The sequence below is a fragment of the Burkholderia sp. Bp9143 genome, assembly GCF_003853645.1.
Classification (GTDB): domain Bacteria; phylum Pseudomonadota; class Gammaproteobacteria; order Burkholderiales; family Burkholderiaceae; genus Burkholderia.
In genome coordinates this window covers 1-26774 of sequence record NZ_QTPO01000084.1, presented here as the reverse complement: position 1 = coordinate 26774, position 26774 = coordinate 1, and the positions used below count along the sequence as shown (strand labels likewise).

20 protein-coding genes and 5 pseudogenes are annotated in these 26774 nt (G+C 66.4%); 13 read left to right on the top strand and 12 right to left on the bottom strand.

Features of this window, described 5'->3' with window-relative positions:
- Positions 1 to 146 precede the first annotated feature (146 nt).
- From DIE23_RS40600 to DIE23_RS37320, 4 genes and pseudogenes are all read right to left on the bottom strand, one after another.
- A pseudogene (locus DIE23_RS40600) lies at positions 147 to 351 on the bottom strand (GNAT family N-acetyltransferase); the annotation flags it as partial.
- 53 nt (positions 352 to 404) lie between these two features.
- A complete protein-coding gene (locus DIE23_RS37330; protein WP_124617718.1) occupies positions 405 to 776 on the bottom strand; it encodes a nuclear transport factor 2 family protein in 372 nt (123 codons plus the stop codon).
- Between the two features lie 112 nt (positions 777 to 888).
- Positions 889 to 1488, bottom strand: coding sequence for a hypothetical protein (locus tag DIE23_RS37325; RefSeq protein WP_124617716.1), 600 nt, complete (start codon positions 1486 to 1488; stop codon positions 889 to 891).
- Positions 1489 to 1659: 171 nt separating this feature from the next.
- Positions 1660 to 2664 (bottom strand): AraC family transcriptional regulator, encoded by a 1005-nt coding sequence (locus DIE23_RS37320; RefSeq protein WP_124617714.1) that lies wholly within the window; start codon positions 2662 to 2664, stop codon positions 1660 to 1662.
- A 134-nt stretch (positions 2665 to 2798) separates the two neighbouring features.
- Between DIE23_RS37320 and DIE23_RS37310 the strand changes: the two genes are divergently transcribed.
- From DIE23_RS37310 to DIE23_RS37300, 3 genes are read left to right on the top strand one after another with little or no spacing between them, the layout of a single operon-like run.
- A complete protein-coding gene (locus DIE23_RS37310) occupies positions 2799 to 4472 on the top strand; it encodes an acyl-CoA synthetase (protein ID WP_124617712.1) in 1674 nt (557 codons plus the stop codon).
- Positions 4473 to 4499: 27 nt separating this feature from the next.
- A complete protein-coding gene (locus tag DIE23_RS37305; protein WP_124617710.1) occupies positions 4500 to 5267 on the top strand; it encodes a 3-hydroxyacyl-CoA dehydrogenase in 768 nt (255 codons plus the stop codon).
- Between the two features lie 18 nt (positions 5268 to 5285).
- Positions 5286 to 6476, top strand: a complete 1191-nt coding sequence (locus DIE23_RS37300; RefSeq protein WP_124617709.1) for an acetyl-CoA C-acetyltransferase — start codon at positions 5286 to 5288, stop codon at positions 6474 to 6476.
- Positions 6477 to 6588: 112 nt separating this feature from the next.
- Here the strand turns inward: DIE23_RS37300 and DIE23_RS37295 are convergent, their stop codons facing one another.
- Complete coding sequence (locus DIE23_RS37295; RefSeq protein WP_124617707.1) at positions 6589 to 7281, bottom strand: TetR/AcrR family transcriptional regulator; 693 nt, start codon at positions 7279 to 7281, stop codon at positions 6589 to 6591.
- A 362-nt stretch (positions 7282 to 7643) separates the two neighbouring features.
- Here DIE23_RS37295 and DIE23_RS37285 point away from each other — a divergent pair, with 362 nt between their 5' ends.
- The 8 genes and pseudogenes from DIE23_RS37285 (at position 7644) to DIE23_RS37250 (ending at position 17058) form a co-directional block, all read left to right on the top strand.
- Positions 7644 to 8924: a Zn-dependent hydrolase gene (locus DIE23_RS37285; protein WP_124617705.1), complete on the top strand. Its 1281-nt coding sequence runs from the start codon at positions 7644 to 7646 to the stop codon at positions 8922 to 8924.
- A gap of 130 nt (positions 8925 to 9054) precedes the next feature.
- On the top strand, positions 9055 to 10392 hold the full coding sequence (locus DIE23_RS37280) for an NAD(P)-dependent oxidoreductase (RefSeq protein ID WP_124617703.1): 1338 nt from the start codon (positions 9055 to 9057) through the stop codon (positions 10390 to 10392).
- A gap of 99 nt (positions 10393 to 10491) precedes the next feature.
- Positions 10492 to 11799: an NAD-dependent dihydropyrimidine dehydrogenase subunit PreA gene (gene preA, locus DIE23_RS37275; protein WP_124617701.1), complete on the top strand. Its 1308-nt coding sequence runs from the start codon at positions 10492 to 10494 to the stop codon at positions 11797 to 11799.
- 98 nt (positions 11800 to 11897) lie between these two features.
- Positions 11898 to 13406, top strand: coding sequence for an NCS1 family nucleobase:cation symporter-1 (locus DIE23_RS37270; protein ID WP_124617699.1), 1509 nt, complete (start codon positions 11898 to 11900; stop codon positions 13404 to 13406).
- A 46-nt stretch (positions 13407 to 13452) separates the two neighbouring features.
- A complete protein-coding gene (hydA, locus tag DIE23_RS37265; protein WP_124617697.1) occupies positions 13453 to 14910 on the top strand; it encodes a dihydropyrimidinase in 1458 nt (485 codons plus the stop codon).
- Positions 14911 to 14995: 85 nt separating this feature from the next.
- Positions 14996 to 15196, top strand: a pseudogene (locus DIE23_RS37260) (nucleoside transporter C-terminal domain-containing protein); the annotation flags it as partial.
- Positions 15197 to 15224: 28 nt separating this feature from the next.
- Positions 15225 to 16541, top strand: coding sequence for a thymidine phosphorylase (gene deoA, locus DIE23_RS37255; RefSeq protein WP_124617695.1), 1317 nt, complete (start codon positions 15225 to 15227; stop codon positions 16539 to 16541).
- Positions 16542 to 16668: 127 nt separating this feature from the next.
- Positions 16669 to 17058: a cytidine deaminase gene (locus tag DIE23_RS37250; protein WP_124617693.1), complete on the top strand. Its 390-nt coding sequence runs from the start codon at positions 16669 to 16671 to the stop codon at positions 17056 to 17058.
- 27 nt (positions 17059 to 17085) lie between these two features.
- On the opposite strand, the gene DIE23_RS37245 is transcribed toward DIE23_RS37250, so the two are convergent.
- The 4 genes from DIE23_RS37245 to msrB form a co-directional block, all read right to left on the bottom strand.
- On the bottom strand, positions 17086 to 18201 hold the full coding sequence (locus DIE23_RS37245) for an aromatic ring-hydroxylating dioxygenase subunit alpha (protein ID WP_124617691.1): 1116 nt from the start codon (positions 18199 to 18201) through the stop codon (positions 17086 to 17088).
- Positions 18202 to 18416: 215 nt separating this feature from the next.
- Entirely contained in the window at positions 18417 to 19160 is a 744-nt protein-coding gene (gene msrA / locus DIE23_RS37240; protein WP_124617689.1) for a peptide-methionine (S)-S-oxide reductase MsrA, read from the bottom strand.
- An 81-nt stretch (positions 19161 to 19241) separates the two neighbouring features.
- Positions 19242 to 21122: a cytochrome c biogenesis protein DipZ gene (locus tag DIE23_RS37235; RefSeq protein WP_124617687.1), complete on the bottom strand. Its 1881-nt coding sequence runs from the start codon at positions 21120 to 21122 to the stop codon at positions 19242 to 19244.
- Positions 21123 to 21159: 37 nt separating this feature from the next.
- Positions 21160 to 21687: a peptide-methionine (R)-S-oxide reductase MsrB gene (gene msrB / locus DIE23_RS37230; RefSeq protein ID WP_124617685.1), complete on the bottom strand. Its 528-nt coding sequence runs from the start codon at positions 21685 to 21687 to the stop codon at positions 21160 to 21162.
- A 297-nt stretch (positions 21688 to 21984) separates the two neighbouring features.
- On the opposite strand from msrB, the pseudogene DIE23_RS40595 reads away from it, so the two are divergent.
- A pseudogene (locus DIE23_RS40595) lies at positions 21985 to 23211 on the top strand (tyrosine-type recombinase/integrase); the annotation flags it as partial.
- A gap of 396 nt (positions 23212 to 23607) precedes the next feature.
- On the opposite strand, the gene DIE23_RS40590 reads toward DIE23_RS40595, so the two are convergent.
- Together DIE23_RS40590 and DIE23_RS37215 are read right to left on the bottom strand one after the other, a co-directional pair.
- Positions 23608 to 24147, bottom strand: a complete 540-nt coding sequence (locus tag DIE23_RS40590) for a carboxymuconolactone decarboxylase family protein (RefSeq protein WP_124617720.1) — start codon at positions 24145 to 24147, stop codon at positions 23608 to 23610.
- Positions 24148 to 24478: 331 nt separating this feature from the next.
- Positions 24479 to 24697, bottom strand: a pseudogene (locus DIE23_RS37215) (IS3 family transposase); the annotation flags it as partial.
- Between the two features lie 380 nt (positions 24698 to 25077).
- Here DIE23_RS37215 and DIE23_RS37210 point away from each other — a divergent pair.
- Positions 25078 to 25611, top strand: a pseudogene (locus DIE23_RS37210) (transposase); the annotation flags it as partial.
- Here the strand turns inward: DIE23_RS37210 and DIE23_RS37205 are convergent.
- Positions 25608 to 26633, bottom strand: coding sequence for a hypothetical protein (locus tag DIE23_RS37205; RefSeq protein WP_124617681.1), 1026 nt, complete (start codon positions 26631 to 26633; stop codon positions 25608 to 25610). The pseudogene DIE23_RS37210 and the gene DIE23_RS37205 sit on opposite strands and share 4 nt — an antisense overlap.
- Positions 26634 to 26774: the final 141 nt, after the last annotated feature.

The following is a 26774-nucleotide window of genomic DNA, read 5'->3' as shown; positions in this document are numbered from 1 at the left end:
TACGCCGATGATAGTGCGGATTCCCGTGTGAAAGTAGGTAATCGTCAGGCTCCCTAAGCCAGAAACCCCCGCCCGAACAGGCGGGGGTTTTTGCATTTGGGCGACGGAAAACGCGCGTGCAGCGAAGTGTCCGGATGGCCGATCGATCAGATCGCGATCCGCAGGATCGGAAAACATCTGCCCGGCAGCACGCTCGACTCCCTTTCACCGATTTTTTCGGCCCCGAACGACAGATAGAACGGGACGGCATTGGGATCCGCTTCGATCACAAAGCTTCTGTCCCTCTCCTGGCCGCTTCCTTCCGAATCTCCCTCCAGGCGCGCGGGCGACACCCTGCCCCATATGCGTCGGCATCGACTCGCCTTTGGGTCCTGCAGTGTGTCGAATTGCCGGAATTGCGCAGTTCAACCGATCTGCGATGCATGTCCTGCAACGACGCACCAGCCGCCGCCCGATCGGCGCCACAGGCGCGTGTAGGCGAACGTGCCGTTGAATGCGGTGCCGTCGAAGCGACCGGCAAGCATCGCCTTCGTCGTGGTGAGGATCATCTCGCCGATCGCTTTTGCCTGCGTCTCCTGGATATCGAGTGTGCTGAGACTCAGCAGCTTCGCGCGATGAGCGGACAGATCGTCGTGCTTCGAAATGACCTGTCCGCTCGGCACGCTGAAGACCAGGTCGTCATCCAGCAACGTGTCGAGTGCGGCGACGTCGCTGGCAAGCATTGCGGCTCGAATTGCGGTTTCATACGGTTCGATGACTGCACGAACTGTATCCATATCGGGGCCTCGCATCAGTTCGAAGGGGCAGGATTCCACGCATGACCGGCAAGCGGATCGCAGAGGACCGCGACGGTCCGCGCACTCCGGCATCGCGGCTACTCGACGAAGGCTACTCCGCTTTCGACAGCGCCTGACGTCGCACCATCATCAATGAGCAGATGCCGATCGACGCGAGGATGTTGACCGCAGGATAGAACGCGACCGCGACAGTCCACGCGCGCAGCGCCAGCAGCGCCAGCGCGTACTTGAGCACGCACAACGCGAAATACGTGAGGCTCTCGCTCCATGGATCGCGAAGCGTCTTGCGTACGGTCGGGCCGAGGCCGGCAAGCTCGATCAGCGTGACCAGACAGATCGACATCGTCGGGTCGTCTGTCGCCATCCAGAGTGGAATCGCCGATAGCGCCGCGCACAGGAAAACCCAGTCGATGCGCGTCCAGCCGCGTTCGCCTCGAAATATGCTCGCGACGAAAGTCAGACAGCAGGTGACCGCGATCGCCGCCGTGCACCATGCAGACGGTCCGGCGCCCGCAACGAACTGGCCGGCGGCCGCGATCGCCGTGACGACCGACCAGATGAGCCACGTGAACAGATGCGGACGAACGGTGCGCCGGTAGATCGCGAGCGCGTACGGAATCGCTGCCAGCAGGGACACGGCAGATCCGATGACACCCAGCACCGAAGCGGCACCCTGATCGACAGTCGGCATCGAAGCGGCCTTGTTCGTACGGACCGGTCAGTATGTGGTCGCGCAGGGCGACGCGCAATGTCGCGCAGGTATCCGGCACGGCCGGTTTCGCGCTGCGTCGTTGCCTGAGCCGGAAGCGCCCGAATGCCGACAGACAACACACAGCGCGCGGGCTTCCGGGCAAGTGGTCGTTCAATGTTCCGCCTGCGCCGCATTGACATCCCGCCGAAACGCGCCCGGGCTCGTCCCCGTCCATTTCCGGAACGCGCGATGAAACGCGCTGGGCTCGGTAAAACCGAGTTCCACCGCGATTTCCGCGACGCTGAGCGTGTGTCCGCGTAGCAGCGACTGGGCTAGCGCGGCGCGCAGTTCGTCCTTGATCGACGCGAAACTCTGCCCCTCGCTGCGCAGGCGTCGCCGCAGCGTCGCGGGGGTCGTGCCGAGGCCCCCGGCCAGCGTGTCGAAGTCCGGCCACTCGGCGGCCGGCAGCGCCTTCAGGTGCGCACGCGTCTTCGCGACCCAGCCGGTGTCGTGCCGATAGCGCACGAGCAGATTGCCGGGCGCGCCGCGCAGGAAGGTCTTCAGTGCCTGCGCGGAGCGAATCGTCGGCAGCGCGAGGTACGCGGCGTTGAAGGCGAGCCGGCTGTCGGGGCGGTCGAAATGTACCGGTACCCCGAAGAACTGGTGGTAGTCGCTGCGCTGGTCGGGGCTCGGGCACGCGAAATCGATGCGCTGCAGCGGAATGCGCCGGCCGATCAGCCAGCAGGCGACACCGAGCAGGATCAGCCAGAACGTCCGGTAAGCAAACGCTGAATAGGGGGCGCCTGCCTGCGTGAGGACGATCTGCGCCTGGCCGTCGGCGACCACGAGCTCGCCGTGCGGTTCGTCGAGCACCACGCGCAGAAACTGCAGCGCACGTCGCAGCGCCTTCTCGAGCGTGCCCGCGTGCAGCACCGCATGGCACAGCAGCGTGAAGCTGCCGCGCCGCATCGGGCGGGCCGCGAGCCCGAAGAATTCGTCGTCGATCGCGCTGGCGATCGCCAGCCACAACCGGCCGTATTGCTGCGGCGTGACGGGCTCGCGCACGGCGGCCGGCAGGCCGGCGGCACGCAGCACGACCTCGGTCGGCATCCGTCGCCGGCGCAGGCTCTCGAGCGCATCCTCGACGAAATCCGGCGAGATCATCTGCGGCCCCATTTTTCGTGCCCTCCAGACATGGCAAAAGCGATCACGATTCTAGATTCTGTTTGTCATTGATTGCAATGTGACGGCTGTCTACCATCATCGATATACCCCGGTTCGCCGGCGGTCATAACGAACAGGAGACACGCATGCGTGATGGAGCAACCGCCCGGGTGGTGCCGGCCTACGCCGACGCCGTGGCCGGCTTTCGTATCGAGACCGCCGCCGCACATCTGCACGGCGACCTGGAGCAGGGCCTGAACGCCTGCGTCGAATGCTGCGACCGGCATGCGGCGGCGGACCCGGACGCGATCGCGCTCGACTGGATCGATACCGGCGGCCAGCACCGCAGCTTCACGTTCGCGCAGATGCGGGCGCTGTCGGCGCGTGTCGCGAACCTGCTGGTCGAGCAGGGCGTGAAGCCGGGCGACGTGGTGGCCGGCCTGTTGCCGCGCACGCCCGAACTCGTCGCGACGATCCTCGGCACGTGGCGCGCGGGTGCCGTCTATCAGCCGCTCTTCACCGCGTTCGGACCGAAGGCGATCGAACACCGGCTGCGCATGAGCGATGCGCGTCTGGTCGTCACCAACGTCGCGAATCGCGCGAAGCTCGACGAGATCGCGGATTGCCCGCGGGTCGCGACGGTGCGCGAGGCGGGCGACGCGCTGCCGGCTCAAGACATCGATTTCCGCGCGGCGCTCGACGCGCGGTCCGACGTATTCGAACCGGTGTCGCGCAAGGGCACCGACCTGTTCATGATGATGTCGACGTCGGGTACGACAGGCTTGCCGAAGGGCGTGCCCGTGCCGCTGCGCGCACTGCTCGCATTCGCCGCATACATGCGCGACGCGGTGGACCTGCGCGACGGCGACCGCTTCTGGAACATCGCCGATCCGGGCTGGGCATACGGCCTCTACTACGCGATCACGGGCCCGCTGCTGCTTGGCCATGCCACGACGCTGTACGAGGGCGGCTTCACGGTCGACAGCACCTATGACGTGATCGAACGGCTCGGCATCACGAGCCTCGCCGGTTCTCCGACCGCGTACCGGATGCTGATGGCGGCCGGCACCGATGCGGCGGCACGCGTGAAAGGGCAGCTGCGGGTCGTCAGCAGCGCGGGCGAACCGCTGAATCCGGAAGTCGTGCGCTGGTTCCACGCGGCACTCGGCGCGCCGATCTACGACCACTACGGCCAGACCGAACTCGGGATGGTCGTGAACAACCATCACGGGCTCACGCACGTCGTCCATGCCGGTTCGGCCGGTCTCGCGATGCCCGGCTATCGCGTCGCGGTACTCGACGAGGCCGGTCGCGAACTCGGCCCCGGCGAGCCCGGCAACCTCGCGATCGACATCGCGCGCTCGCCGCTGCTGTGGTTCCACGGCTACTGGCAACAGGACACGCCGGCGATCGCGGGCGGCTACTACCGGACCGGCGACAACGTCGAGCTCGAACCGGACGGCACCGTGAGCTTCATCGGCCGCGCGGACGACGTGATCACGTCGTCCGGCTACCGGATCGGCCCGTTCGACGTGGAAAGCGCGCTGATCGAGCATCCGGCCGTCAGCGAGGCCGCGGTGATCGGCGTGCCGGACCCGGAACGCACGGAGATCGTCAAGGCGTTCGTCGTGCTGTCGAAAGGCTTCGAAGGTACGCCGGCGCTGGCCGACGAACTGAGCCAGCACGTGAAGCGGCGGCTGTCGGCCCACGCCTATCCGCGCGCGATCGACTTCGTCGACGCGCTGCCGAAAACCCCGAGCGGCAAGATCCAGCGTTTCGTGCTGCGCAAGATGGAAGCCGAGAAGGTCACTCAATCCTGAACATCGAATACTGACTACGGACTGCGAATGAATATCAAGGATCGCGTTTTTCTGATTACGGGCGCCGGTTCGGGCCTCGGCGCCGCAGTGGCACGCATGGTGGTCGCCGAAGGCGGCAAGGCCATGCTGCTGGACGTCAATGAAGACGCCGGCGCGAGCCTCGCGCACGAACTCGGCACAGCCGCACGCTTCGTGAAGACCGACGTGACGAGCGAAGCCGACGGGCAGGCCGCCGTTGCCGCCGCGCGCGACGCGTTCGGCCGCATCGATGCGCTCGTGAACTGCGCGGGCGTCGCGCCGGGCGAGAAGGTCGTCGGCCGCGAGGGCCCGCATTCGCTCGATCGCTTCGCGCGTGCGGTATCGATCAACCTGGTCGGCACGTTCAACATGATCCGCCTCGCGGCCGACGCGATGTCGAAGCAGGACGCCGACGCGGAAGGCGAGCGCGGCGTGATCGTCAACACCGCGTCGGTCGCGGCATTCGACGGGCAGATCGGGCAGGCAGCCTATGCGGCATCGAAGAGCGGCGTGGTGGGCATGACGCTGCCGATCGCGCGCGAACTCGCGCGATTCGGCATTCGCGTGGTGACGATCGCGCCGGGCATCTTCGCGACGCCGATGATGGCCGGCATGCCGCAGGACGTGCAGGACGCGCTCGGCAAGAGCGTGCCGTTCCCGCCGCGGCTCGGCCGCCCCGACGAATTCGCGGCGCTGGTGCGCCACATCGCCGAGAATACGATGCTGAACGGCGAAGTCATCCGTCTCGATGGCGCGCTGCGCATGGCACCGCGCTGACACTGGAGGAATGCAATCATGACGACACAGGATCCGATCGTAATCGTCGGCGCGGCGCGCACGCCGATGGGCGGTTTTCAGGGCGACCTGGCCGCGGCCAGCGCGAGCGAGCTCGGCGCGGTGGCGATCCGCGCGGCGCTCGAACGCGCGAACGTGCCCGCCGAGCGCATCGATGAAATCGTGTTCGGCTGCGTGCTGCCGGCCGGCCAGGGCCAGGCGCCGGCGCGGCAGGCCGCGCTGAAGGCCGGCTTGCCGCTGTCCGCGGGCGCGACCACGGTCAACAAGATGTGCGGCTCCGGGATGAAGGCCGCGATGTTCGTGCACGACCTGCTGCTGGCCGGATCGGCGGACGTGGCGGTCGCGGGCGGGATGGAGAGCATGACGAATGCGCCGTACCTGCTGCCGAAGGCGCGCGCGGGGATGCGCATGGGTCATGGCCAGGTGCTCGACCACATGTTCCTCGACGGGCTCGAGGATGCGTACGACAAGGGCCGGCTGATGGGCACGTTCGCCGAGGACTGCGCGCAGGCCTACCAGTTCACGCGCGAGGAACAGGATGCGTTCGCGATCACATCGCTGACGCGCGCGCAACGCGCGATCGCGGAAGGGCGCTTCGTATCGGAGATCGCGCCGGTGACCGTGAAGGCCGGCAAGACGGAAGCCGTCGTGTCGATCGACGAGCAACCGGGCAACGCGAAGCTCGACAAGATTCCGACGCTCAAGCCGGCGTTCCGCGAAGGCGGCACGGTGACGGCGGCCAATTCGTCGTCGATTTCGGACGGTGCGGCCGCGCTCGTGATGATGCGTCGCTCGGAAGCGGATCGGCTCGGCCTCGCGCCGAAGGCGGTGATCGTCGGGCATTCGACCTACGCGAACAAGCCGGGACTGTTCGCGACGGCACCGATCGGCGCGATCCGCAAGCTGTCGGAGAAATCCGGCTGGAACCTGCGCGACGTCGACCTGTTCGAGATCAACGAAGCCTTCGCGGTGGTTGCGATGGCCGCGATGCGCGATCTCGACCTGCCGCACGACAAGGTCAACGTGCACGGCGGCGCGTGCGCGCTCGGCCATCCGATCGGTGCATCGGGCGCACGCGTGATGGTGACGCTGCTGGCCGCGCTCGAGGCGTATGGCCTGAAGCGCGGCGTCGCGTCGCTGTGCATCGGCGGCGGCGAGGCGACGGCGATCGCGATCGAGCGCGTCGCGTAACGCGAACGCGTTGACGCGTCACGCGCGAGACGGCACGTAGGCCGTCTCGCGACGCGGGCGGCGGGCATCGTGCCCGCCGCCCGTTCTGCATTCGCAATAAAGCGCGAGCGCGCTACGCGCGCGCCTTCGGCGACACCGCCCCGCACGCACGGATCACGAGCTGCACGACCTGCTCGGTCTTCTCGGCGAACGCCTTCTGTGTGAACGCACGCTTGCCGCTCAGCGCGCGGATCTGCGCATCGAAATCCGCATAGTGCTGCGTGGTCGCCCAGATCAGGTACATCAATGCATCCGCATCGATCGGTGCGAGCAGCCCGCGCGCGATCCAGCCTTCGATCACCTTCACGCGCGTGTCGAACCAGGGCTTCACGCGTTCCGACAGGATGTCCTGCATGTGTGCGGCACCGTGGATGATCTCGTTGGCCCATACCTTCGAGCCGAGCGGGCGCCGTCGCGACAGATCCATCTTCGCGCGCACGTAGCCGCCGATCGCTTCGACCGGATCGTCGCTGGCCTCGAACGATCCGGCCGCGCGGTGCCAGTCTTCGAACAGGTCGTCGAGCACACGCCGGTACAGCGCAAGCTTCGTCGGAAAGTAGTAATGCAGGTTCGCCTTCGGCAGGCCCGCACGTTCGGCGATCATCGCCGTGCTCGCGCCGTCGAGGCCGCGCTCCGCGAATACGGCTTCCGCGCAGGCCAGCAGATGCGCTTCGTTGGACTCGCGGATGTGCGCCTTGCGTCGCCGCAAAGGCCCGCTCGTTTCGTCGTGGTCGGTGGCGTCCGCGGCCGCTTCGTCATGTCTCATCGTTGCCCTCGCGCAGCGTGCATGCCGCGTTGGGCTTCATTCTAGTCGCTGGTTCGCATCGAACGCACGTGCCCGCATACATCGGCGCGCGCGATGCTGCGATGCGGTGGCACGTTTCTCGCTCGATCGATTCACGCAAGAAAGACATTGCGCTGGGCATTTTGATCGTCTAAAACCTGTCCAATCGGACAGGATTTGACGAGCGACGGAATGCAGTGCCGGCAGTCCGCCGATCGATCGGACGAATCACGCGAACGATGCGCATCTGCACCTCGCAGGTGCGGGTTTGCCCCGACGGCAGCAATGCGTGCACCGGCGTCGACCGGGATGACGAGATGACCGACCCCACAGGAGCGATACGTATGGACGCGGTATCGGAAACAGTGAAGCGGGCAGCATTCGACACGTCGATCAAGGTCGACGGCAGGCGGTTGTGGGACAGCCTGATGGAGGCGGCGAAGATCGGCGCGACGCCGAAGGGCGGCGTCTGCCGCCTCGCGCTGACCGATCTCGACAAGGCCGGCCGCGACCTGATCGTCGGCTGGGCGAAAGCCGCCGGCTGCACGGTGACGGTCGATACGATGGGCAACGTGTTCATGCGCCGCGCGGGCCGCGTGGCCGACGCGGCGCCGGTCGTCACCGGCTCGCACGCGGACTCGCAGCCGACGGGCGGCCGCTTCGACGGCATCTACGGCGTGCTCGGCGGCCTCGAGGTGATTCGCAGTCTCAACGATCACGGCATCGAGACCGAGCATCCGGTCGAGGTCGTGATCTGGACCAACGAGGAAGGCTCGCGCTTCGCGCCGGCGATGGTCGCATCGGGCGTGTTCGCGGGTGTGTTCCCGCTCGAGTACGGGCTGTCGCGCAAGGACGTGGACGGCAAGACGATCGGTGAGGAACTCGCGCGCATCGGCTATGCGGGCGACGTGCCGTGCGGCGGCCGCAAGCTGCACGCGGCGTTCGAGCTGCATATCGAGCAGGGGCCGATTCTCGAGGCGGAGTGCAAGACGATCGGCGTCGTGACGGACGCGCAGGGGCAGCGCTGGTACGAGATCACGTTCACCGGCCAGGAGGCGCACGCAGGGCCGACGCCGATGCCGCGCCGCCGCGACGCGCTGCTCGGCGCATCGCGCGTGGTCGATCTCGTGAACCGGATCGGCCTCGATCACGCGCCGTTCGGCTGCGCGACGGTCGGGATGATGCAGGTTCACCCGAACTCGCGCAACGTGATTCCGGGCCGCGTGTTCTTCACCGTCGATTTCCGTCATCCGGACGACGCCGTGCTCGCGAAGATGGACGCCGCGCTGCGCGACGGCGTCACGCGCATCGCGGGCGAGATCGGGCTCGACACCGCGCTCGAACAGATTTTCTACTACAAGCCCGTCGCGTTCGATCCGGCCTGCGTGGCGGCCGTGCGCGGCGCGGCCGACCGCTTCGGCTACTCGCATCGCGACATCGTGTCGGGTGCGGGACACGACGCGTGCTACCTGGCGCAGGTCGCGCCGACGTCGATGGTGTTCGTGCCCTGCGTCGACGGCATCAGCCACAACGAGATCGAGGACGCGACGCCTGCGTGGATCGAGGCCGGCGCGAACGTGCTGCTGCACGCGATGCTGTCGCGTGCCTGCGAGCCGGCTTCATGACGGATCGGATATAGCGCAGCCGGCAGGCTGATCATCGCCTGACCGTGGCATGCCTGATGCAGGACCGCCCCGACTGTGCATTCGCAGCCGGCGGGGACGGCTTTGTCTCCACCCAGTCGAAGGAAAGCGTATGACCACCAAGCCAACCGGCGATATCGCCGCGCATCGCCTGTCGTCCACGCAACTCTCGTGCGAATTCGCCGATATCGCGCCGCTGCTCGATCCGACTGCCGCCGCGGCCGCCGCCAGCCGCTGCCACTACTGCTACGACGCACCGTGCGTGCAGGCCTGCCCGACGCAGATCGACATCCCGAGCTTCATCCGCAAGATCGGCAACGGCAACCTGAAGGGCGCGGCGACCGACATCCTGTCCGCGAATCCGCTCGGCGGGATGTGTGCGCGCGTGTGCCCGACCGAGATCCTGTGCGAAGGCGCGTGCGTGCGCAATCATCAGGATGCACAGCCGGTCGCGATCGGCGCGCTGCAGCGGCATGCGACCGACTGGGCGATGGCGAGCGGCGCGGTGCGCTTCACGCGTGCGCCCGATACGGGCCGGCATGTCGCGGTGGTCGGCGCGGGGCCGGCCGGGCTCGCCTGCGCGCACCGGCTCGCGCTGGCCGGCCATCGCGTCACGCTGTTCGACGCGCGACCGAAGGCGGGCGGCTTGAACGAATACGGGATCGCCGCGTACAAGACCGTCGACGATTTCGCGCAGCGCGAAGTCGAGTGGCTGCTGTCGGTCGGCGGCATCGCGCTGGAGACGGGCGTCGCGCTCGGCCACGACGTGACGCTCGACGCGCTGTGCGAGCGGCATGACGCGGTGTTTCTGGCGATGGGCCTGGGCGGCGTGCGCACGCTCGCGATCGACGGCGAGCAATTGACCGGCGTGATGAACGCGGTCGACTTCATCGAGCAGGTGCGGCAGGCCGACGGGCTGGAGAACGTGCCGGTCGGGCGGCGCGTGGTCGTGATCGGCGGCGGCAACACGGCGATCGACGCGTCCGTGCAGAGCCGCAAGCTCGGCGCGGATCGCGTGACGATGGTGTACCGGCGCGGCGTGGATGCGATGAGCGCGACCTGGGCCGAACGCGAGTTCGCGCAGAAGAGCGGCGTCACGCTCGTCACGCACGCGAAGCCGGTGCGCATCGCGGGCGCGGACGGGCACGTGACGGGCGTCGAATTCGAGGCCGCGTCGGGCGAGCGCTTCACCGTCGACGCGGACATGGTGCTGAAGGCGATCGGCCAGACGCTGGTGCCGGACGGTGTCGCGGCCGCGTTGCTGACGGCGGACGGGACACGCATCGCGGTCGATGCGGACGGACGCACCGCGTTGCCCGACGTATGGGCCGGCGGCGATTGCGCGGCGACGGACGGCATCGACCTCACGGTGCAGGCCGTGCAGGACGGCAAGCGCGCGGCCGCCGCGATCGACGCGGCGCTCGCGCAGCGCGGCGCCAAGGCCGCCTGAACGCGGCATACGCAACGGTATCGCGCGCATTGCGCGCATCACGTACGTCACGCGGATCACGCGGATCACGATATACGCCCCATCTTCACGGAGCCGAACATGGCCGACCTTCGCTGCACCATTGCAGGCATCACTTCGCCGAATCCCTTCTGGCTGGCTTCCGCACCACCGACCGACAAGGCGTACAACGTCAATCGCGCGTTCGAGGCGGGCTGGGGCGGTGTCGTCTGGAAGACGCTCGGGCTCGATCCGCACGTCGTCAACGTCAGTTCGCGCTACGGCGCCGTGCAGTGGAACGGCCAGCGGATCGCCGGGCTGAACAACATCGAACTGATCACCGACCGGCCGCTCGACGTGAACCTGAGAGAGATCGCGCAGGTGAAGCGCGACTGGCCCGACCGCGCGCTGATCGTGTCGCTGATGGTGCCGTGCAACGAGCGTGACTGGAAATGGATCCTGCCGCTCGTCGAGGATACGGGCGCAGATGCGGTCGAGCTGAACTTCGGCTGTCCGCACGGGATGAGCGAGCGCGGGATGGGCGCGGCCGTCGGGCAGGTGCCGGAATATGTCGAGATGGTCACGCGCTGGGTCAAGGAAGGCACGAAGCTGCCGTGCCTCGTGAAGCTCACGCCGAACATCAGCGACATCCGGATGGGATCGCGTGCCGCCTACAAGGGCGGCGCGGACGGCGTGTCGCTGATCAACACGATCAACTCGATCGTCGCGGTCGACCTCGACCAGATGGCGCCGATGCCGACCGTCGACGGCAAGGGCACGCACGGCGGCTATTGCGGCCCGGCGGTCAAGCCGATCGCGCTGAACATGGTCGCGGAGATCGCGCGCGACCCGGAAACGCCGAACCTGCCGATCTCCGGCATCGGCGGCATTTCGTCGTGGCGCGACGCGGCCGAGTTCATGGTGCTCGGCGCCGGCAGCGTGCAGGTGTGCACCGCCGCGATGCATTACGGATTCCGGATCGTGTCGGATCTCGCCGACGGGCTGTCGAACTGGATGGACGAGAAGGGCTACGCGACGCTCGACGACATACGCGGCCGCGCGGTGCCGAACGTCACCGACTGGAAATACCTGAACCTGAAGTACGACATCAAGGCGCGCATCGACCAGGACCGCTGCATCCAGTGCGGGCTGTGCCATATCGCGTGCGAGGACACGTCGCACCAGGCGATCACCGCCGAGAAGGACGGCGTGCGGCATTTCGAGGTGGTGGACGCGGAGTGCGTCGGGTGCAATCTTTGCATGCATGTGTGTCCGGTCGAGCAATGCATCACGATGGAGCGGGTCGACGCGGGCGACTACGCGAACTGGACCACGCATCCGAACAACCCGGTGCGTGCCGACGCGGGGGCGAGCCCGGCGGAGCCCGCGAAGCACGCGAAGGCAGCCTGACCGGCGGCCGGCGGCGCGGTACGGGCCGCGTCGCCTTTTAATCCTGATCGGCCGGCATCGCACGATGCCGGCGCTGACGTTTACGTGGAGCGCGTTCAATGAAACCAGCAGCGATTCCCGCCGATCCCGACAGCGCCGCGGCGCCGGCCGGCAGCCTGTACAACGACGATCTCGCGCCGACGACGGCGGCGCAGCGCACGTGGCGGTGGTACCACTTCGCGGCGCTGTGGGTCGGGATGGTGATGAACATCGCGTCGTACATGCTCGCGGCCGGGCTGATCCAGGAAGGCATGTCGCCGTGGCAGGCGGTGCTGACGGTGTTGCTCGGCAACCTGATCGTGCTCGTGCCGATGCTGCTGATCGGTCATGCGGGCGCGAAGCACGGGATTCCGTACGCGGTGCTCGTGCGCGCGTCGTTCGGCACGCAGGGCGCGAAGCTGCCTGCATTGTTGCGCGCGATCGTCGCGTGCGGCTGGTACGGCATCCAGACCTGGCTCGGCGGCAGCGCGATCTACACGCTGCTGAACATCCTGACCGGCAACGCGCTGCACGGCGCCGCGCTGCCGCTCGTCGGCATCTCGTTCGGGCAGCTCGCGTGCTTCCTGGTGTTCTGGGCGCTGCAGCTGTACTTCATCCTGCACGGCACCGATTCGATCCGCTGGCTCGAGAGCTGGTCGGCGCCGATCAAGGTCGTGATGTGCATCGCGCTCGTGTGGTGGGCGACGTCGCAGGCGGGCGGCTTCGGCACGATGCTGTCGGCGCCGTCGCAGTTCGTCGCGGGCGGCAAGAAGGCGGGACTCTTCTGGGCGACGTTCTGGCCGGGGCTGACCGCGATGGTCGGCTTCTGGGCGACGCTCGCGCTGAACATCCCCGACTTCACGCGCTTCGCGCATTCGCAGCGCGACCAGGTGATCGGGCAGTCGATCGGGCTGCCGCTGCCGATGGCGCTGCTGTCGGTGGTGTCGGTCGTCGTGACGTCGGCCACCGTCGTGATCTACGGCAACGCGATCTGGGATCCGATCGACCTGACGAGCCGGATGACCGGCATCGGCGTCGGCATCGCGCTGGTGATCCTCACGCTCGACACGATGTGCTGCAACCTCGCGGCGAACCTCGTCGGCCCTGCTTACGATTTCTCGAGCCTGTGGCCGAAGGCGATCTCGTATCGCACGGGCGGGCTGATCACCGCGACGCTCGCGATCATGATGATGCCGTGGAAGATCCTCGCGACGACGGACGGCTATATCTTCACCTGGCTCGTCGGCTATTCGGCGCTGCTCGGGCCGGTCGCGGGCATCCTGATGGTCGACTACTTCCTGATTCGCGGCACGCGGCTCGATACGCGCGCGCTGTTCGACGAGCGCGGCGACTTCAGCTACGCACGCGGCTGGAATCCGGCCGCGCTGGCCGCGCTCGCGATCGGCGTGCTGCCGAACCTGCCCGGCTTCCTGCATACCGCATTCCCGGCGTCGTTTCCGAACGTGCCGGCGTTCTTCAACACGCTTTACACGTATGCGTGGTTCGTCGGCCTCGTGCTGGCGTCCGGCGTGTACGGCAGCTGGATGAAGTGGCGCGCCGGACAGCGCGCGCAGATCGCGAACGCGTGATGCGCGAACGCATGCGGCACCCGACAGTCAACGAGGAGGCAACGACATGGCAATCCTGATTCGCGGCGGCACCGTGATCGATGCGGACCGCACCTATCGCGCGGACATACTGTGTGCGGACCCGCAGGACGGCGGCACGATCCTGCAGATCGCGGAGACGATCGACGCGCCGGCCGGCGCGACGGTGGTCGATGCGCACGACCAGTACGTGATGCCGGGCGGCATCGATCCGCATACGCACATGGAACTGCCGTTCATGGGCACGACGGCGAGCGACGATTTCTATTCGGGCACGGCCGCCGGGCTGTCGGGCGGCACGACGAGCATCATCGACTTCGTGATCCCGAGCCCGAAGCAGCCGCTGATGGACGCGTTCGGCGAATGGCGCGGCTGGGCCGAGAAGGCGGCCGCCGACTACGGCTTCCATGTGGCCGTCACGTGGTGGGACGAATCGGTGCACCGCGACATGGGCACGCTCGTGCGCGAGCACGGCGTGTCGAGCTTCAAGCACTTCATGGCGTACAAGAACGCGATCATGGCGGACGACGAGGTCCTCGTGAACAGCTTCTCGCGTTCGCTCGAACTCGGCGCGCTGCCGACCGTGCACGCGGAGAACGGCGAGCTCGTGTTCCGGCTGCAGCAGGCGCTGCTCGCGCGCGGGATGACGGGGCCGGAGGCGCATCCGCTGTCGCGCCCGCCCGAGGTCGAGGGCGAGGCCGCGAACCGCGCGATCCGCATCGCGCAGGTGCTCGGCGTGCCCGTGTATATCGTGCACGTGTCGTCGAAGGACGCGGTCGATGCGATCACGCGCGCGCGCAGCGAAGGGCTGCGCGTGTTCGGCGAGGTGCTGCCGGGCCACCTGGTGATCGACGAGGCGGTGTATCGCGACCCGGACTGGACGCGGGCGGCCGCGCACGTGATGAGCCCGCCGTTCCGCTCGGCCGAGCATCGCGAAGCGCTGTGGCGCGGGCTGCAGGCGGGGCAGCTGCATACGACGGCGACCGATCACTGCGTGTTCTGCGCGTCGCAGAAGGCGATGGGCCGCGAGGACTTCACGAAGATCCCGAACGGCTGCGGCGGCGTCGAGGACCGCATGTCGGTGCTGTGGCATCACGGTGTGAATCAAGGCCGCATCACACCGAATGAATTCGTGCGGATCACGTCGACGAACGCCGCGCAGATCTTCAACCTGTATCCGCGCAAGGGGGCGGTGCAGGTCGGCGCCGATGCCGATCTGGTCGTATGGGATCCGGCCGCGACGAAGACGATCTCGGTGAAGACCCATCACCAGCAGGTCGACTTCAACGTGTTCGAAGGGATGACGGTGCAGGGTGTCGCGACGCACACGCTCACGCGCGGCGCGCTCGCATGGGCCGACGGCGAGCTGCGCGCGGTGCGCGGCGCGGGCCGTTATCTGAAGCGGCCGCCCGCGGCCGGCTACTACGAGGCCGCGCGCATCGCGAACCGGCTGCGCGAGCCGCATCCGGTCGAGCGCGCCGGCTGACTCGCGCGTGTCACGCGGGCGCGTTCGTTTGCGCGGCGCGCCCCGCGCGCGTCCGGTCCCCTCCGGACACCCTTCCTGGTTCGCGACGGCGGCCGGCCTGCAGGTGCTCGACCCGAAGACGCTCGCGATCGTGTCGTTCGCGCTGAGCGGTTTCGCGAACTTCTCGTCGATCGCCATTCTCGCGGGCGGCTTCAGCGCGGTCGCGCCCGAGCGCCGCTCCGAAGTCGCGCGGCACGGCTTGCGTGCGCTGACGGCCGCGACCGTGTCGAACCTGATGAGCGCAGCGGCCATCGAGCGATCGAGGAGACGCAACGATGTTTCTACCGCAGGAATTCATTCGCCGGAAGCGCGACCGGCAGCCGCTCGATCGCGACGAGATTGCCGCGTTCGTGCGCGGCGTGACCGACGGCAGCGTGACCGAGGGCCAGGTGGCGGCGTTCGCGATGGCCGTGTACTTCAACGACCTGAGCATCGACGAGCGTGTCGCGCTGACGATCGCGCAGCGCGACTCGGGCGACGTGCTCGACTGGCGTGCGCTCGATCTCGGCGGACCGGTGGTCGACAAGCATTCGACGGGCGGCGTCGGCGATGTCGTGTCGCTGATGCTCGGGCCGATGGTCGCCGCATGCGGCGGCTATGTGCCGATGATCTCGGGGCGCGGGCTCGGCCATACCGGCGGCACGCTCGACAAGCTCAGCGCGATCCCCGGCTACAACGTGACACCGGACACGGACGCGTTTCGCCGTACGGTGCGCGACGTCGGCGTCGCGATCATCGGGCAGACCGCGCGGCTGGCGCCGGCCGACAAGCGCATCTATGCGATTCGCGACGTGACGGCGACCGGCGAGTCGGTCGCGATGATCACCGCGTCGATCCTGTCGAAGAAGCTCGCGGCCGGGCTCGACGGGCTCGTGATGGACGTCAAGGTCGGCTCTGGCGCGTTCATGCCGACTGCCGCGAAATCGGCCGAGCTGGCACGCAGCATCGTCGACGTCGGCAACGGCGCGGGCATGAAGACGACCGCGATCCTGACCGACATGAACCAGTCGCTCGCGCCGTGCGCGGGCAATGCGCTCGAAGTGGCCTGTGCGATCGACTACCTGACGGGCAAGTCGCGTCCGGCGCGCCTGCATGAGGTCACGATGGCGCTTTCGGCGCAGTTGCTCGTCATCGGCGGGCTGGCGGGCGATGTCGCACAGGCGCGCACGCTGCTGCGGCAGGCGCTCGACTCGGGCGCGGCGGCGGAACGCTTCGCGAGAATGGTGGCGGCGCTCGGCGGCCCCGCGGACCTGCTCGACGCGCCCCAGCGTCATCTTGCGCGGGCGGACGTGACCGTGCCGGTTCCGGCGCCCGCGAGCGGCGTGGTGCAGCGTGTCGAGTGCCGCGCGCTCGGGCTCGCGGTCGTCGCGCTCGGCGGCGGCCGCACGCGCGCGGAGGATGCGATCGACACCCGTGTCGGCCTGTCGGCACTCGCGGAGATCGGGCAGCGCGTCGAGGCCGGTGAGCCGCTCGGCTACGTGCACGCGCGCGACGACGCGGCCGCGGCACGTGCCGTGGACGAGGTCCGGCAAAGCTACGTGCTGGGCGAGACGGGCGAGGCGCCGCCGACCCTTTACCAGCAGATCGGCTGACCGGGCGTCGATGCCGGCACGGCGGACCGTGCGGGTATCGGCGGCCGCTTCACATGACGGGAGTATCGTGGCGGTCGGGATGCGCCGTGTCGATGCATCCCGGCACACGACCGGAGGCACCATCGAGATGGAACAAGACGAACTGATCGAACAGGCCAAGGCGGCGCGCGAACGCGCGTATGCGCCGTATTCGCGCTTCATGGTCGGCGCTGCGCTGCAGGCGCGCGACGGGACGATTTTTCACGGCTGCAACGTCGAGAACGCGTCCTACGGACTGTGCAATTGCGCGGAACGCACGGCGATGTTCGCGGCGATCGCCGCCGGCTATCGTCCGGGGGATTTCACGCGGCTCGCGGTGGTCGGCGACACGGGCGGCCCGATCGCGCCGTGCGGCGCGTGCCGTCAGGTGATCATCGAGATCGGCAGGCCCGACATCGAGGTGATCCTGACCAACCTGAAAGGGGCCGTCGAGGTCACGACGGCCCGCGCGTTGCTGCCGGGTGCGTTCAGCCTGTAACCGACGCGCCGCGGCACGCCGCACGCATCACGCGCCGTCGCGCACGTCGCGGATCGGGATCACGGTGCGCGCGCCGCACTGACGCAGCAGGTCGCGCAGTTCGTTGATGACCGGAAACACCTCGTGGTTCCAGTCGGCGCCCTGCCGGTCGTGCGCTTCCTGTTCGCGCTCCACGATCCAGCGATCCTCGCGGAAGATCCGCTCGGTGAACCAGACGAGCAGCGGCCACGCGAGATCGAGCGCGAACGGAATGCCCGGCCTGTGGATCGACAGTACTCCGAACGTGCGGTTGGTGCGCTGTTCCGCGTCGAGCGGCACGTAGACGATCCACAGGTCCATCACGAGCGTGCCTTCGCTCGAGCGGATCTGCAGCGTCTGGTACGGGTAGCCCGTACGGACCGTCATCACGCTCTTGTCGGCCTGATCGGTCGGCTTCTTGCTGGCGCCGAACACGAGCGCCTCGCCGACCGGCTGCTTGCCTTCCATCCGCGCGAACGTATAGTCGACCTCGACCCAGTCGTCGCCGCGCCGGCGGCCGATGCTGCGCGCGCGCATCTGCCCCATCTGTTTGCGATGCAGGAACTGATGGTTCATGTCCATCAGGTTCTCGTGCATGAACGAGTAGTGGCACTTGACCTCGCGGCCGAAACGGCGTGTCTTGAAGGCACGGTCGTCCGCCGATTCGAGCGCGGGGAACGGGCGTTCGTCGGCGAGCGTCGCGTCGCCGGGGAAGACGAAGATCAGCCCGTGGGCCTCGCGGCACGGATACGCGCGCACGCCGTTGGGCAGGCGCTCGCGGCCGAGGTAGGGCACGTCGACGCAGCGGCCGCTGTCGCACGCGTAGGTCCAGCCGTGGTAGCAGCAGCGCAGCGTTTCGCCGCTCACGACGCCCGCATGCAGCGGCACCTGGCGGTGCGCGCAACGATCCTCGAGCGCATACACGGCGCCGGATTCGGTGCGCACGAGCACGATCGGATCGCCGGCGAAGCGCACGCCGAGCGTCTTGCCGCGCTTGAGTTCGCGCGACCACGCGAGCGGATACCAGTGATCGGGATGGATGGGCACGCGGCGCAGGTCGCGCACGACCGCGCCGCCGGACGGTTCTTCGAGGGCACTGCTGTCAGACAAAGGCACTGCGCGCATGCGTGACGCCTCCTGGCTGGAGCGTTCCGGGCGCCGCGTGTCGCGGCGGGGATTTGTTCTGGAGAAGTCTACGCGAAGTTGGCCCGCGAAGCTGACCCGATCCGGGTTTGCCCGGTCGGGGCGGCATGCGTTTCGTTGATGCAGCGCAAACGCGGCCGGCGGCGCGGGCCGGCCGGGTCATGGCACACGCCGGCCGCCGCCCGGCCGGCGGTCCGTCACAGGCCGGCGTCGCGCCACAGTACCGCGTCGGCGCGATACAGCGCCGGGAAGCGCTGCTTCAGACCGGCGACCTTCGGCAGATCGTTGTACGCGATGTATGGTGCGTCGGGATGCAGTTCGAGGTAGTTCTGGTGATACGTCTCCGCCGGATAGAAGCCCTTGTACGGCTCGACGCGCGTGACGACGGCCGCCGGGAACGTGTGCGCGGTGCCGAGCTGCGCGATGTATGCGGTCGCGACGGCGCGTTGCTGCGCGGTGATCGGGAAGATCGCGGACCGGTATTGCGTCCCTTCGTCGGGCCCCTGACGGTTGAGTTCGGTCGGGTCGTGCACGACCGAGAAGAACACCTGCAGCAGCCGGCCGTAGGTGACCTGTGTCGGGTCGTAGACGATGCGCACCGATTCCGCATGGCCCGTCAGCCCGGTGCCGACCAGCGTGTAGTGCGCGGTTTCGGATGCGCCGCCCGCGTAGCCGGCCGTGACCTGCTTCACGCCCTTCACGTGCTCGAACACGCCCTGCACGCCCCAGAAGCAGCCGCCGGCAAGCACGGCCGTTTCCTCGTGGGACGCGCCCGGGGTTTCGTCGAGCGTCGGCGCGGGCACGGTGCGCATCGGTTCAGCGGAACTGACGACGCGTTGATAGCCGAACACGGCGGCGGCCGCGATGGCGATCGCGCCGATGCGGCGCAGCATGGCCGCCCGCCGCCGCGGTGCGGAATCGGGAGGGGAGGTCGAGATCATGATTTGCTCCTTCTGAATGCGGGACGGAAGACGGTGGTCGGGCGGCGGCGCGCGTGACGGTGTCCGCCACTGCGTCCGCGTTCAACCAAACGTGAACGCATAGGCATCGACACCGGGATCGAGAAACTCGATCGAGAACGTGCGGTCGGCGATCGCGCCCGGTTGCCGGACGAGCTGGTACAGGCGTTGGCCGGTGACGGTGCCGTAACCCTGCGCATCGATGTCCGCGCCGTGTGCCGCACCGGGCGCGGCACCGTCGAGCGTCACGCGAAAGCGCACCGGCTTGCCGTTCGCGCCCGGGCCGAGCACGAGGTGCAGGTCGCGCGCATGGAAGCGGTAGACGATCCTGCCGGCCGGCGCGGCGAGCGTCGCGCGCTCGGCGCCGACTTGCCACGTGCCGACGAAACCCCAGTCGTTCAGGTCGGGATGCGCGGGCGCGTCGTAGCGGTGTGCCGCGTCGCGCACCATGCCGCCGGGCGACGTGAAATCGTCCGCGCGCGCATAGCCGACATAGGTTTCGGGCGAGCGGACGTCCGCGCTGTCCGCCGCCGCGAGCGCGCCTTTCGCGGGCGCGCCGGCGAGCCCGAGCGGCACGTTCAGCGCTTCCGGGTGGCCGGCTTCGGCGAGCAGCGACTGGATCGCGCGTTCCGACTGCGCGTATTCGCCTTCGCCGAAGTGGTGGTGGCGGATCCGCCCTTGCGCGTCGACGAAGTAGTGCGCGGGCCAGTATTCGTTGCCGAATGCGCGCCAGATCGCATAGCCGTTGTCGATCGCGACCGGGTAGTCGATGCCCAGGTCGTGCACGGCCTTCTTCACGTTGCCGACGTCGCGCTCGAACGCGAATTCCGGTGCGTGCACGCCGATCACGACGAGCCCGTACGGCGCGTACTTGTGCGCCCAGGCGGTCGTGTACGGCAGCGTGCGCAGGCAGTTGATGCACGAGTACGTCCAGAAATCGACGAGCACGACCTTGCCGCGCAGGCCGGCCGCGGTCAGCGGCGGCGAGTTCAGCCACTGCACGGCGCCGTCGAGCGACGGCAGCGTGCCTTCGACGGGCAGTGCGGCCGGCGTTTGCCGCGCGGGCGTCGTGCCGACGGCGCGCATCATCGCGCTGCCGGCCGCCGGCGCGCCATCCGCGCCATCGGACGTCGCGGCCATCATCGCGCCGCCTGCCGCGGCACTGTTGCTGCCGGCGATATTGCCCGTCGCGGACATCGCCGCCGGCGCGCCAGGTGAGCGCCCACCGAGCCGGTCGACGAGCTTCGTCTCGAGGCCGCCCGTCGTGACGGTCGACAGCTGTGCGAGCGCCCCCGTATCGAGGCCGAGCGCGATCGCGCCGACGCCGGCCAGCAGCGCCGCGCCGATCCCGCGCCGGATCCATTCGCCGGCGCCAAGCGAGCGCTTCATCGCGGCGAACACCTTGCCGCCGATCACGAGCGCGACGCCGAGCGACGTCGCCGCGCCGGCCGCATACGCGACCAGCAGCAGCGTCGTGCCCACGCTCGCGCCGCGCAGCGCGGCACCGGTCAGCACGAGCCCGAGGATCGGACCCGCGCACGGCGCCCACAGCAGGCCGGTCGCGACGCCGAGCAGCAGCGACGACACCGGGCCGGCCGGGCGGCCGTCGCGCTGCGCGAAGCCGGTGAGCCGGTTGCCGGCCGCGACGAGCGGGCGCGTCAGGTGTTCGGCGAAGCGCGGCAGCAGCAGCGTCAGGCCGAATACCGCGAGCAGCACGATGGCGAGCCAGCGGCCGGCCTGGTTGGCCTGCGCGACCCAGCCGCCGCCGACGGCGGCGAGCGTCGCGACGACGGCGAACGTGAGCGCCATGCCGATCAGCAACGGCAGGCCGGTACGCACGAACGGCTGGTCGGCGCGCGCGAACACGAACGGCAGCACGGGCAGGATGCACGGGCTCAGGATCGTGAGCACGCCGCCGAGATAGGCAAGGACGATGAGCAGCATGGGGCAGTCTCCGGTCGTTCAGGAAGGCGGCGGCCCGTCAGGCGGCGGCCGGGTGGAAGGCGAGCGCGAGTCCGTTCATGCAGTAGCGCAGGCCGGTCGGCGGCGGGCCGTCGTCGAACACGTGGCCGAGATGGCCGCCGCAGCGGCGGCAGTGCACTTCGATGCGCGCCATCCCGTACGACGCATCGGCCTCGGTCGCGACCGCGTGGTCGAGCGGCTTCCAGAAGCTCGGCCAGCCGGTGTGGCTGTCGAACTTGGTGCTCGACGAGAACAGCGCGAGGTCGCAGCCGGCGCATGCGAACGTGCCGCGGCGGTGCTCGTCGTTCAGCGGGCTGCTGTACGGCGGCTCGGTGCCGGCGTCGCGCAGCACCGTGTATTGCGCGGGCGTGAGGCGGCGGCGCCAGTCGGCGTCGCTGCGGGTGATCTCGAACGGGGCGGCCATGGGTGCGGCGGGCGGCGCGGCGAATGCGCGGCCGACCAGCGCGCGGCGGCCGGTCGACGACAGCGCCGCGAGCGCGGCGAGGCCGGTGGCGCCGGCGAACAGCAGATGTCTGCGGGTGGGCATGGCGGGCTCCTGGAAGCAGGTCCTGAAAACATGCGCACAGAGTAGGCCGCGGCCGGTGTCGAAGTCCTCACGGAAAGTTAAAGGTTTCGTGATGTTTTCCGGGTGATCCGGTGTGGTCCGCTGGAATCCATCCAAGCCTCGTCTGACAAGGGTTTGCGGGGGATTGATGATCCGCCAGCTTTCGCGGAAATCCTCCACGAGCCGCAACTTTTTAGTGTTTTTTTAAGTGTTCGCGATGTGGGGTGGGCTCTAGATGGGCACGGGCCGACCTGATGGCGATATCAAGGGAGGGCGATCATGGGTGCTCTGACGGCTGGACAAATCGAAGCCGCAAAGGCGAACGGGAAGCTGTATTTCCTGTCGGATGGACGCGGGCTGTTCCTGTGCGTCGGCCCGGATGGCTCGAAAACCTGGCTTGTTCGCGTCGGCTTCCATGGCAAGCAACGCGACAAGCCGCTCGGCAAGGCGTGGGGGCGCACCATGACCGATGAACGGTTGTCGCTAGAGGATGCACGCGCAGCCGCAGCGACGATTCGTTCACAGGCGCGCGACGGTGTGGACTATCTCGAAGCGAAGAAGCGTGAACGACAGGCCAAGGTTGAAAAAGAGGTGACTGCGGAGCTCACGTTCGGCGATTTGTTCGATGCGTGGTTCGCGACCGTCAACAAGAAGCGCGGTAAGAAAGGCCGAAAGGATGGCGGTAGGATGTTTCGAGGTGCGATGGAAAAACATGTGCTGCCGGCTCTCCGTACACACAAGATTGCAGGCGTGTTTGCATCGAACATTCTGCCGCTGCTTACCGCGATTTCCGACGCGGGATACAACCGGCGCGCAGTTGAGGTGTTGGGGAACGTCCAGCAAATGATCCGATGGGGCGAGCGCAACCAGCCGTGGACACGCTTGCTGATCGATTGTGATGTGCTCGCGCTCGCAAAAGAGGATGTCGTTGCAGGTGACTACGACCCGGTACGCGACAATGAATGCCATCGCGCGCTCGGTGAACTTATGCCGGCTGCACGGCTTCCGCGCTCCATTGAGTCAGCGGTATGGGTGATGCTTGCTTGCGGAACGCGTGTCGGTGAAACACTCGTGACTCGATGGGCTGATCTTGACTTCGAGGAACGGACGTGGAGGATTCCAAAGGAATGCACGAAGTCAAGCGCGGCGGTTACGATTCATCTTTGCGATTTCGTCCTTGCGCAGTTTGCGGCACAGCAGATTGTGCGCGCTGGATTGCCCGAGGGCGACGTGCGTCGCGAATACGTATTTCCGTCGCAACAGGGCACGATTCCGCACGTTACTATCCATACAACGTGCAAGGCGATCCGTGACCGGCAACGCGGGAAGGGTGTATCGACCGAAGGTCGCACGACAGCAACGGATACGCTTATTGTCTCGGGTGGTCAGTGGAAATGCCATGACCTGCGTCGCACGTGCGCAACGATGATGCAGTCGCTAGGTATTCCGGAATGCGTCGTGCATCGATGCCTGAATCACGAGCGTAACGAGCCGCTTGATCGGATCTATCTGCAGTTCGATTATGGTGCGCAAATGCGCGACGCATGGCAGCGAAAAGTAGAGCCAGCCCCGGACGATCTGATATTCGAGGTGTGCGGCGCACCATTCCTCAACGTTCTCATGGCACCGGTTGACTTCCGGCTGCCATCCTTCGCCGGCCACGGCCACGCGCGGCACGGATGCCGCTGCATGGCGGCGTTCGTACAGATCGCGCGCATGCAGGCCGAGTGCTTCGGAGGGCAGTGGCCGGTAGCCAACAAGGGCGAGGCTCATGGATACCCCATGTCCGGTTATCGCGGGGGCCAGCCTATGCCCCGACGACCTACGCTTGGCACGCGTTACATCTATGAGCCGTCGAGCGAAACCTGGATGTGTGATGCCACGCTCGCCCGGCAAGGCGGCTTACTCTACGGGCGGAAAGTCGACGTCGGTACCGTTGATACGATTGAACGTATTGGTGAAGATGGCGAGTGCGATGGTCAGCGAGATCTCGGCCAATTGGGTGTCGGTATAGCCGGCCGCACGGATGGCGATGAACTCGTCTTGGCTGATCGTGCCACTGGTGGTTTGCAGGTGGGACACGAAGCGCACCAGGGCATCGCGCTTGGCGTCACCCGTGGCTTGTCCCGTGCGAATGGCGAGCAAGGCATCGACTGGCAGGCCCACCATCTTGCCCACGAAGCTGTGAGCGGCCACGCAAACGTCGCAACCTGTCTTCGCGCTGACCAACAGCTTGATGGTCTGGAGTTCTTGGTGGCTCAGGCTGCCGGAGGCCAATGTGCCTTGGGCGTTGAGCACTGAAGCCAAAGACTCCGGTATGAGGTAGCCCAACGCGGCGTACGTGTTCGGGACGCGGCCACCGGCAATCTTCTTAACCTGCGCGTAGATATCAGCGGTGGCGCCGGTGGCGGACTCAACGGGAGGAATAGCGATACGGCTCATGTTGCGCCTCTTTATATCAGGTGGGTAGGAGCCTCCACTTTGGGCCTACTCGATACTGATTTCGAGACTAACTTTGCTCAACAAAATCTGAAAAAGGATCAAAGCAACGAGGTAATCCATCCCCCAACCGCGGCAAGGCACGACGGAAGTGGTCTCGTCGAAATTGAAATTCAAGTGCTCGTGGGTATGAGGTTCCCTCGGCTCTTCGCCTTCCAACGGTCCTGAGTTATAAAACCGCATCTTTGGTCTGCTGAGCCTTGATCCAGTCACGAAGGAACTGTTCCGGAGAAACGAGGCCGAGTGACCCTGCATCGCTTTCACGTACAGCAACTCATGCGGCAAGCAACCTGACCTCGTAGTCGACGGGGGTAAGGCAGTCGATCGAGGTATGCATGCGTTGCCGATTGTAATAGCCCTCGATCCAATCGACGATATCCAGGCGGACTTGGACATGCGTTTCGTAGTGGGTCTGATAGATTCTCTCGACCGTCAATGTCTTGAAGAAGCTCTCCATCGGGGTGTTGTCCCAGGCGTTGGCACTACGGGGGCTATCGTTGAATCTGGTGTACGCGGTCTAGGGAGCAGGCAGGAGAAGGCGGCGGCGATCGAAGCAGAATGTTGCTTGCGGCGGTAACGTTTCCTCAATCGAACCCCACCACCATGGCGAAACATGCGCAGGAAACGAGCAGCAGTCAAACAGCAGAAGCGCAAATCGAAAGCATTGCCGGCTTGGACGATCTGATCCAGCAAGGCGCGCGACGAATCATCCAGCAGGCAATCGAGGCAGAACTGGTGGCGATGCTCGAGCAATATTCGAATGTGAAGACAATCGATGGCCAGCGGGCAGTTGTGCGCAACGGATACCTGCCGGAGCGCGAGATCGTCGCTGCCGTGGCTGTAGCTGCGCAGCGTCTCGACCGGCGACATGGGTGGGCAGCGCTTGCAGCAGTGTTCCCGCAGACACGGCACCAGCGCTGCTGGTTCCACAAGATCGGCAACATCCTCAACGACATGCCAAGATCTCAGCACGGCAAGGCCAAGGCGGTGCTTGCTGCGATCTGGAATGTCGCGAGGAGAGCCGATGCCTCGTCTCGTTCAATCAGTTCGTCGACACGTACGCGGCCAAGTAGCCAAAGGCCGTCGAGAAACTCACGAAGGATAGAGACGCACTGCTCGCGTTCCACGACTTCCCTGTCGAGCACTGGCAGCACGTGCGGTCCGCGAACCCGATTGAATCGACGTTCACGACGGTGCGCCATCGTACGAGCCGCACACGTAACTGCCTATCGCGCGACCTTCCTCGCAATAGCGTTCAAGCTAATTGAAGCGGCCGAGAAGTCATGGAGGAAAATCCGCGGCGTAGAGAACATCGAGACCCTTCTGAAGGGCGTCCCCTTCAAGGACGAAACACTGGTTGGGAAGATAAAATATTCACGAGTCCCAGCCGACCCCCCAATATTCTAAACGCGAACCCCTAGCATGCCGGCGACAATAATCACAGTCCACATCGAGCCGCCGGCAATGAGGGTCCAGCAAATCCGATTTGCTTTTTTGATATTTACGCCGTGACCTAGCATAACGGTACGCAGACCGCAGGCGATATGCGCGAGAACAAACAATACGCCGAGTGAATAGTGAGGAATGAGGCGTTCCGACCACGCGTCGCGAATCAAGCCAGTCGGTTGATAAGTTGCCCACGCGTAGTCGGTATCTGTTCCGAAGTAACGCGCAAGAACGAATACCGAATTAATATGTGAGGCAACGAAAGCGACAAGATAGGCGCCAGTGGCAGTCTGCAGCGATCCTAGAAAATCCTGCTTGCCGTTGAGCTTCGGAATCAACAGTACAAAACCACTTACGATTTGGAAGAAAAAGAGTCCGATCAAAATAGGCTCGAGCCATCCCGCCCGATAGACATGGCGCAGCACTAGCATGACTGACTTATGCACGTCGATGCCGAAGATGCCGACTGCATGGTTACTCAAATGAGGAAACAGGTACACAACGATGATGGCGACTGATGCCACGCCGTGAAGCACGCGGACGCGACCCGTGTTCATGTGTGCGCGCGACGGAACGACATCGCTTCGTTCGGTGGAGAGTGCCAATATACTTCCGACGATCACGGTCCCCCACAACCCGAGCCACACCTTCTCATCTGCCCCGTTTATCCTCATTAAGTAAAGCAGAACCCCCACGATGACGTATAGCGACGGTGAGGTAAATATAAGGTGCGCAAGACGCCGAAAAATGACGGCTTGCCAGCCCACTACATCGAGCCGGGCGAGCGACAAAAGGCTGACAAACGCGGTCGCGGGCACTGCGTACACCAACGCAATAGCGAACAAGGCACCGGCGGTGCTGTGGCTAGTGATCGCCTCGTTGAATTTCGTCAGATACCATGGATAGCCAAGCACCAGCAAGGCCGGCGCGAAGTGCCAATAAAGCGAGGAGGTTCGATCAGCTCGAGCAATCGTAGAGTTCATAATCGTGGTTCCGAAAGGTTCAACCGCCCGGAGGCGCGGAGGTATGCTGCGTAGGTGACGCGCCTAGGGTCTGTTTACATTCGATGAAATGTGTTTACATCTTGTCTTTTGCGCGAGCGGGCCAAGATGATTCGAACGTTG

What these genes read in the sequence shown, in the direction of transcription:
- DIE23_RS37205 (WP_124617681.1), bottom strand. Translation starts at nt 26,633, where the DNA reads ATGAACTCTACGATTGCTCGAGCTGATCGAACCTCCTCGCTTTATTGG.
- preA (WP_124617701.1), top strand. Translation starts at nt 10,492, where the DNA reads ATGGCCGACCTTCGCTGCACCATTGCAGGCATCACTTCGCCGAATCCC.
- DIE23_RS37300 (WP_124617709.1), top strand. Translation starts at nt 5,286, where the DNA reads ATGACGACACAGGATCCGATCGTAATCGTCGGCGCGGCGCGCACGCCG.
- DIE23_RS37325 (WP_124617716.1), bottom strand. Translation starts at nt 1,488, where the DNA reads ATGCCGACTGTCGATCAGGGTGCCGCTTCGGTGCTGGGTGTCATCGGA.
- DIE23_RS37305 (WP_124617710.1), top strand. Translation starts at nt 4,500, where the DNA reads ATGAATATCAAGGATCGCGTTTTTCTGATTACGGGCGCCGGTTCGGGC.
- DIE23_RS37250 (WP_124617693.1), top strand. Translation starts at nt 16,669, where the DNA reads ATGGAACAAGACGAACTGATCGAACAGGCCAAGGCGGCGCGCGAACGC.
- hydA (WP_124617697.1), top strand. Translation starts at nt 13,453, where the DNA reads ATGGCAATCCTGATTCGCGGCGGCACCGTGATCGATGCGGACCGCACC.
- DIE23_RS37295 (WP_124617707.1), bottom strand. Translation starts at nt 7,281, where the DNA reads ATGAGACATGACGAAGCGGCCGCGGACGCCACCGACCACGACGAAACG.
- msrB (WP_124617685.1), bottom strand. Translation starts at nt 21,687, where the DNA reads ATGCCCACCCGCAGACATCTGCTGTTCGCCGGCGCCACCGGCCTCGCC.
- deoA (WP_124617695.1), top strand. Translation starts at nt 15,225, where the DNA reads ATGTTTCTACCGCAGGAATTCATTCGCCGGAAGCGCGACCGGCAGCCG.
- DIE23_RS37245 (WP_124617691.1), bottom strand. Translation starts at nt 18,201, where the DNA reads ATGCGCGCAGTGCCTTTGTCTGACAGCAGTGCCCTCGAAGAACCGTCC.
- DIE23_RS40590 (WP_124617720.1), bottom strand. Translation starts at nt 24,147, where the DNA reads ATGAGCCGTATCGCTATTCCTCCCGTTGAGTCCGCCACCGGCGCCACC.
- DIE23_RS37270 (WP_124617699.1), top strand. Translation starts at nt 11,898, where the DNA reads ATGAAACCAGCAGCGATTCCCGCCGATCCCGACAGCGCCGCGGCGCCG.
- DIE23_RS37330 (WP_124617718.1), bottom strand. Translation starts at nt 776, where the DNA reads ATGGATACAGTTCGTGCAGTCATCGAACCGTATGAAACCGCAATTCGA.
- DIE23_RS37235 (WP_124617687.1), bottom strand. Translation starts at nt 21,122, where the DNA reads ATGCTGCTCATCGTCCTTGCCTATCTCGGCGGCGTGCTCACGATCCTG.
- DIE23_RS37320 (WP_124617714.1), bottom strand. Translation starts at nt 2,664, where the DNA reads ATGGGGCCGCAGATGATCTCGCCGGATTTCGTCGAGGATGCGCTCGAG.
- msrA (WP_124617689.1), bottom strand. Translation starts at nt 19,160, where the DNA reads ATGATCTCGACCTCCCCTCCCGATTCCGCACCGCGGCGGCGGGCGGCC.
- DIE23_RS37280 (WP_124617703.1), top strand. Translation starts at nt 9,055, where the DNA reads ATGACCACCAAGCCAACCGGCGATATCGCCGCGCATCGCCTGTCGTCC.
- DIE23_RS37310 (WP_124617712.1), top strand. Translation starts at nt 2,799, where the DNA reads ATGCGTGATGGAGCAACCGCCCGGGTGGTGCCGGCCTACGCCGACGCC.
- DIE23_RS37285 (WP_124617705.1), top strand. Translation starts at nt 7,644, where the DNA reads ATGGACGCGGTATCGGAAACAGTGAAGCGGGCAGCATTCGACACGTCG.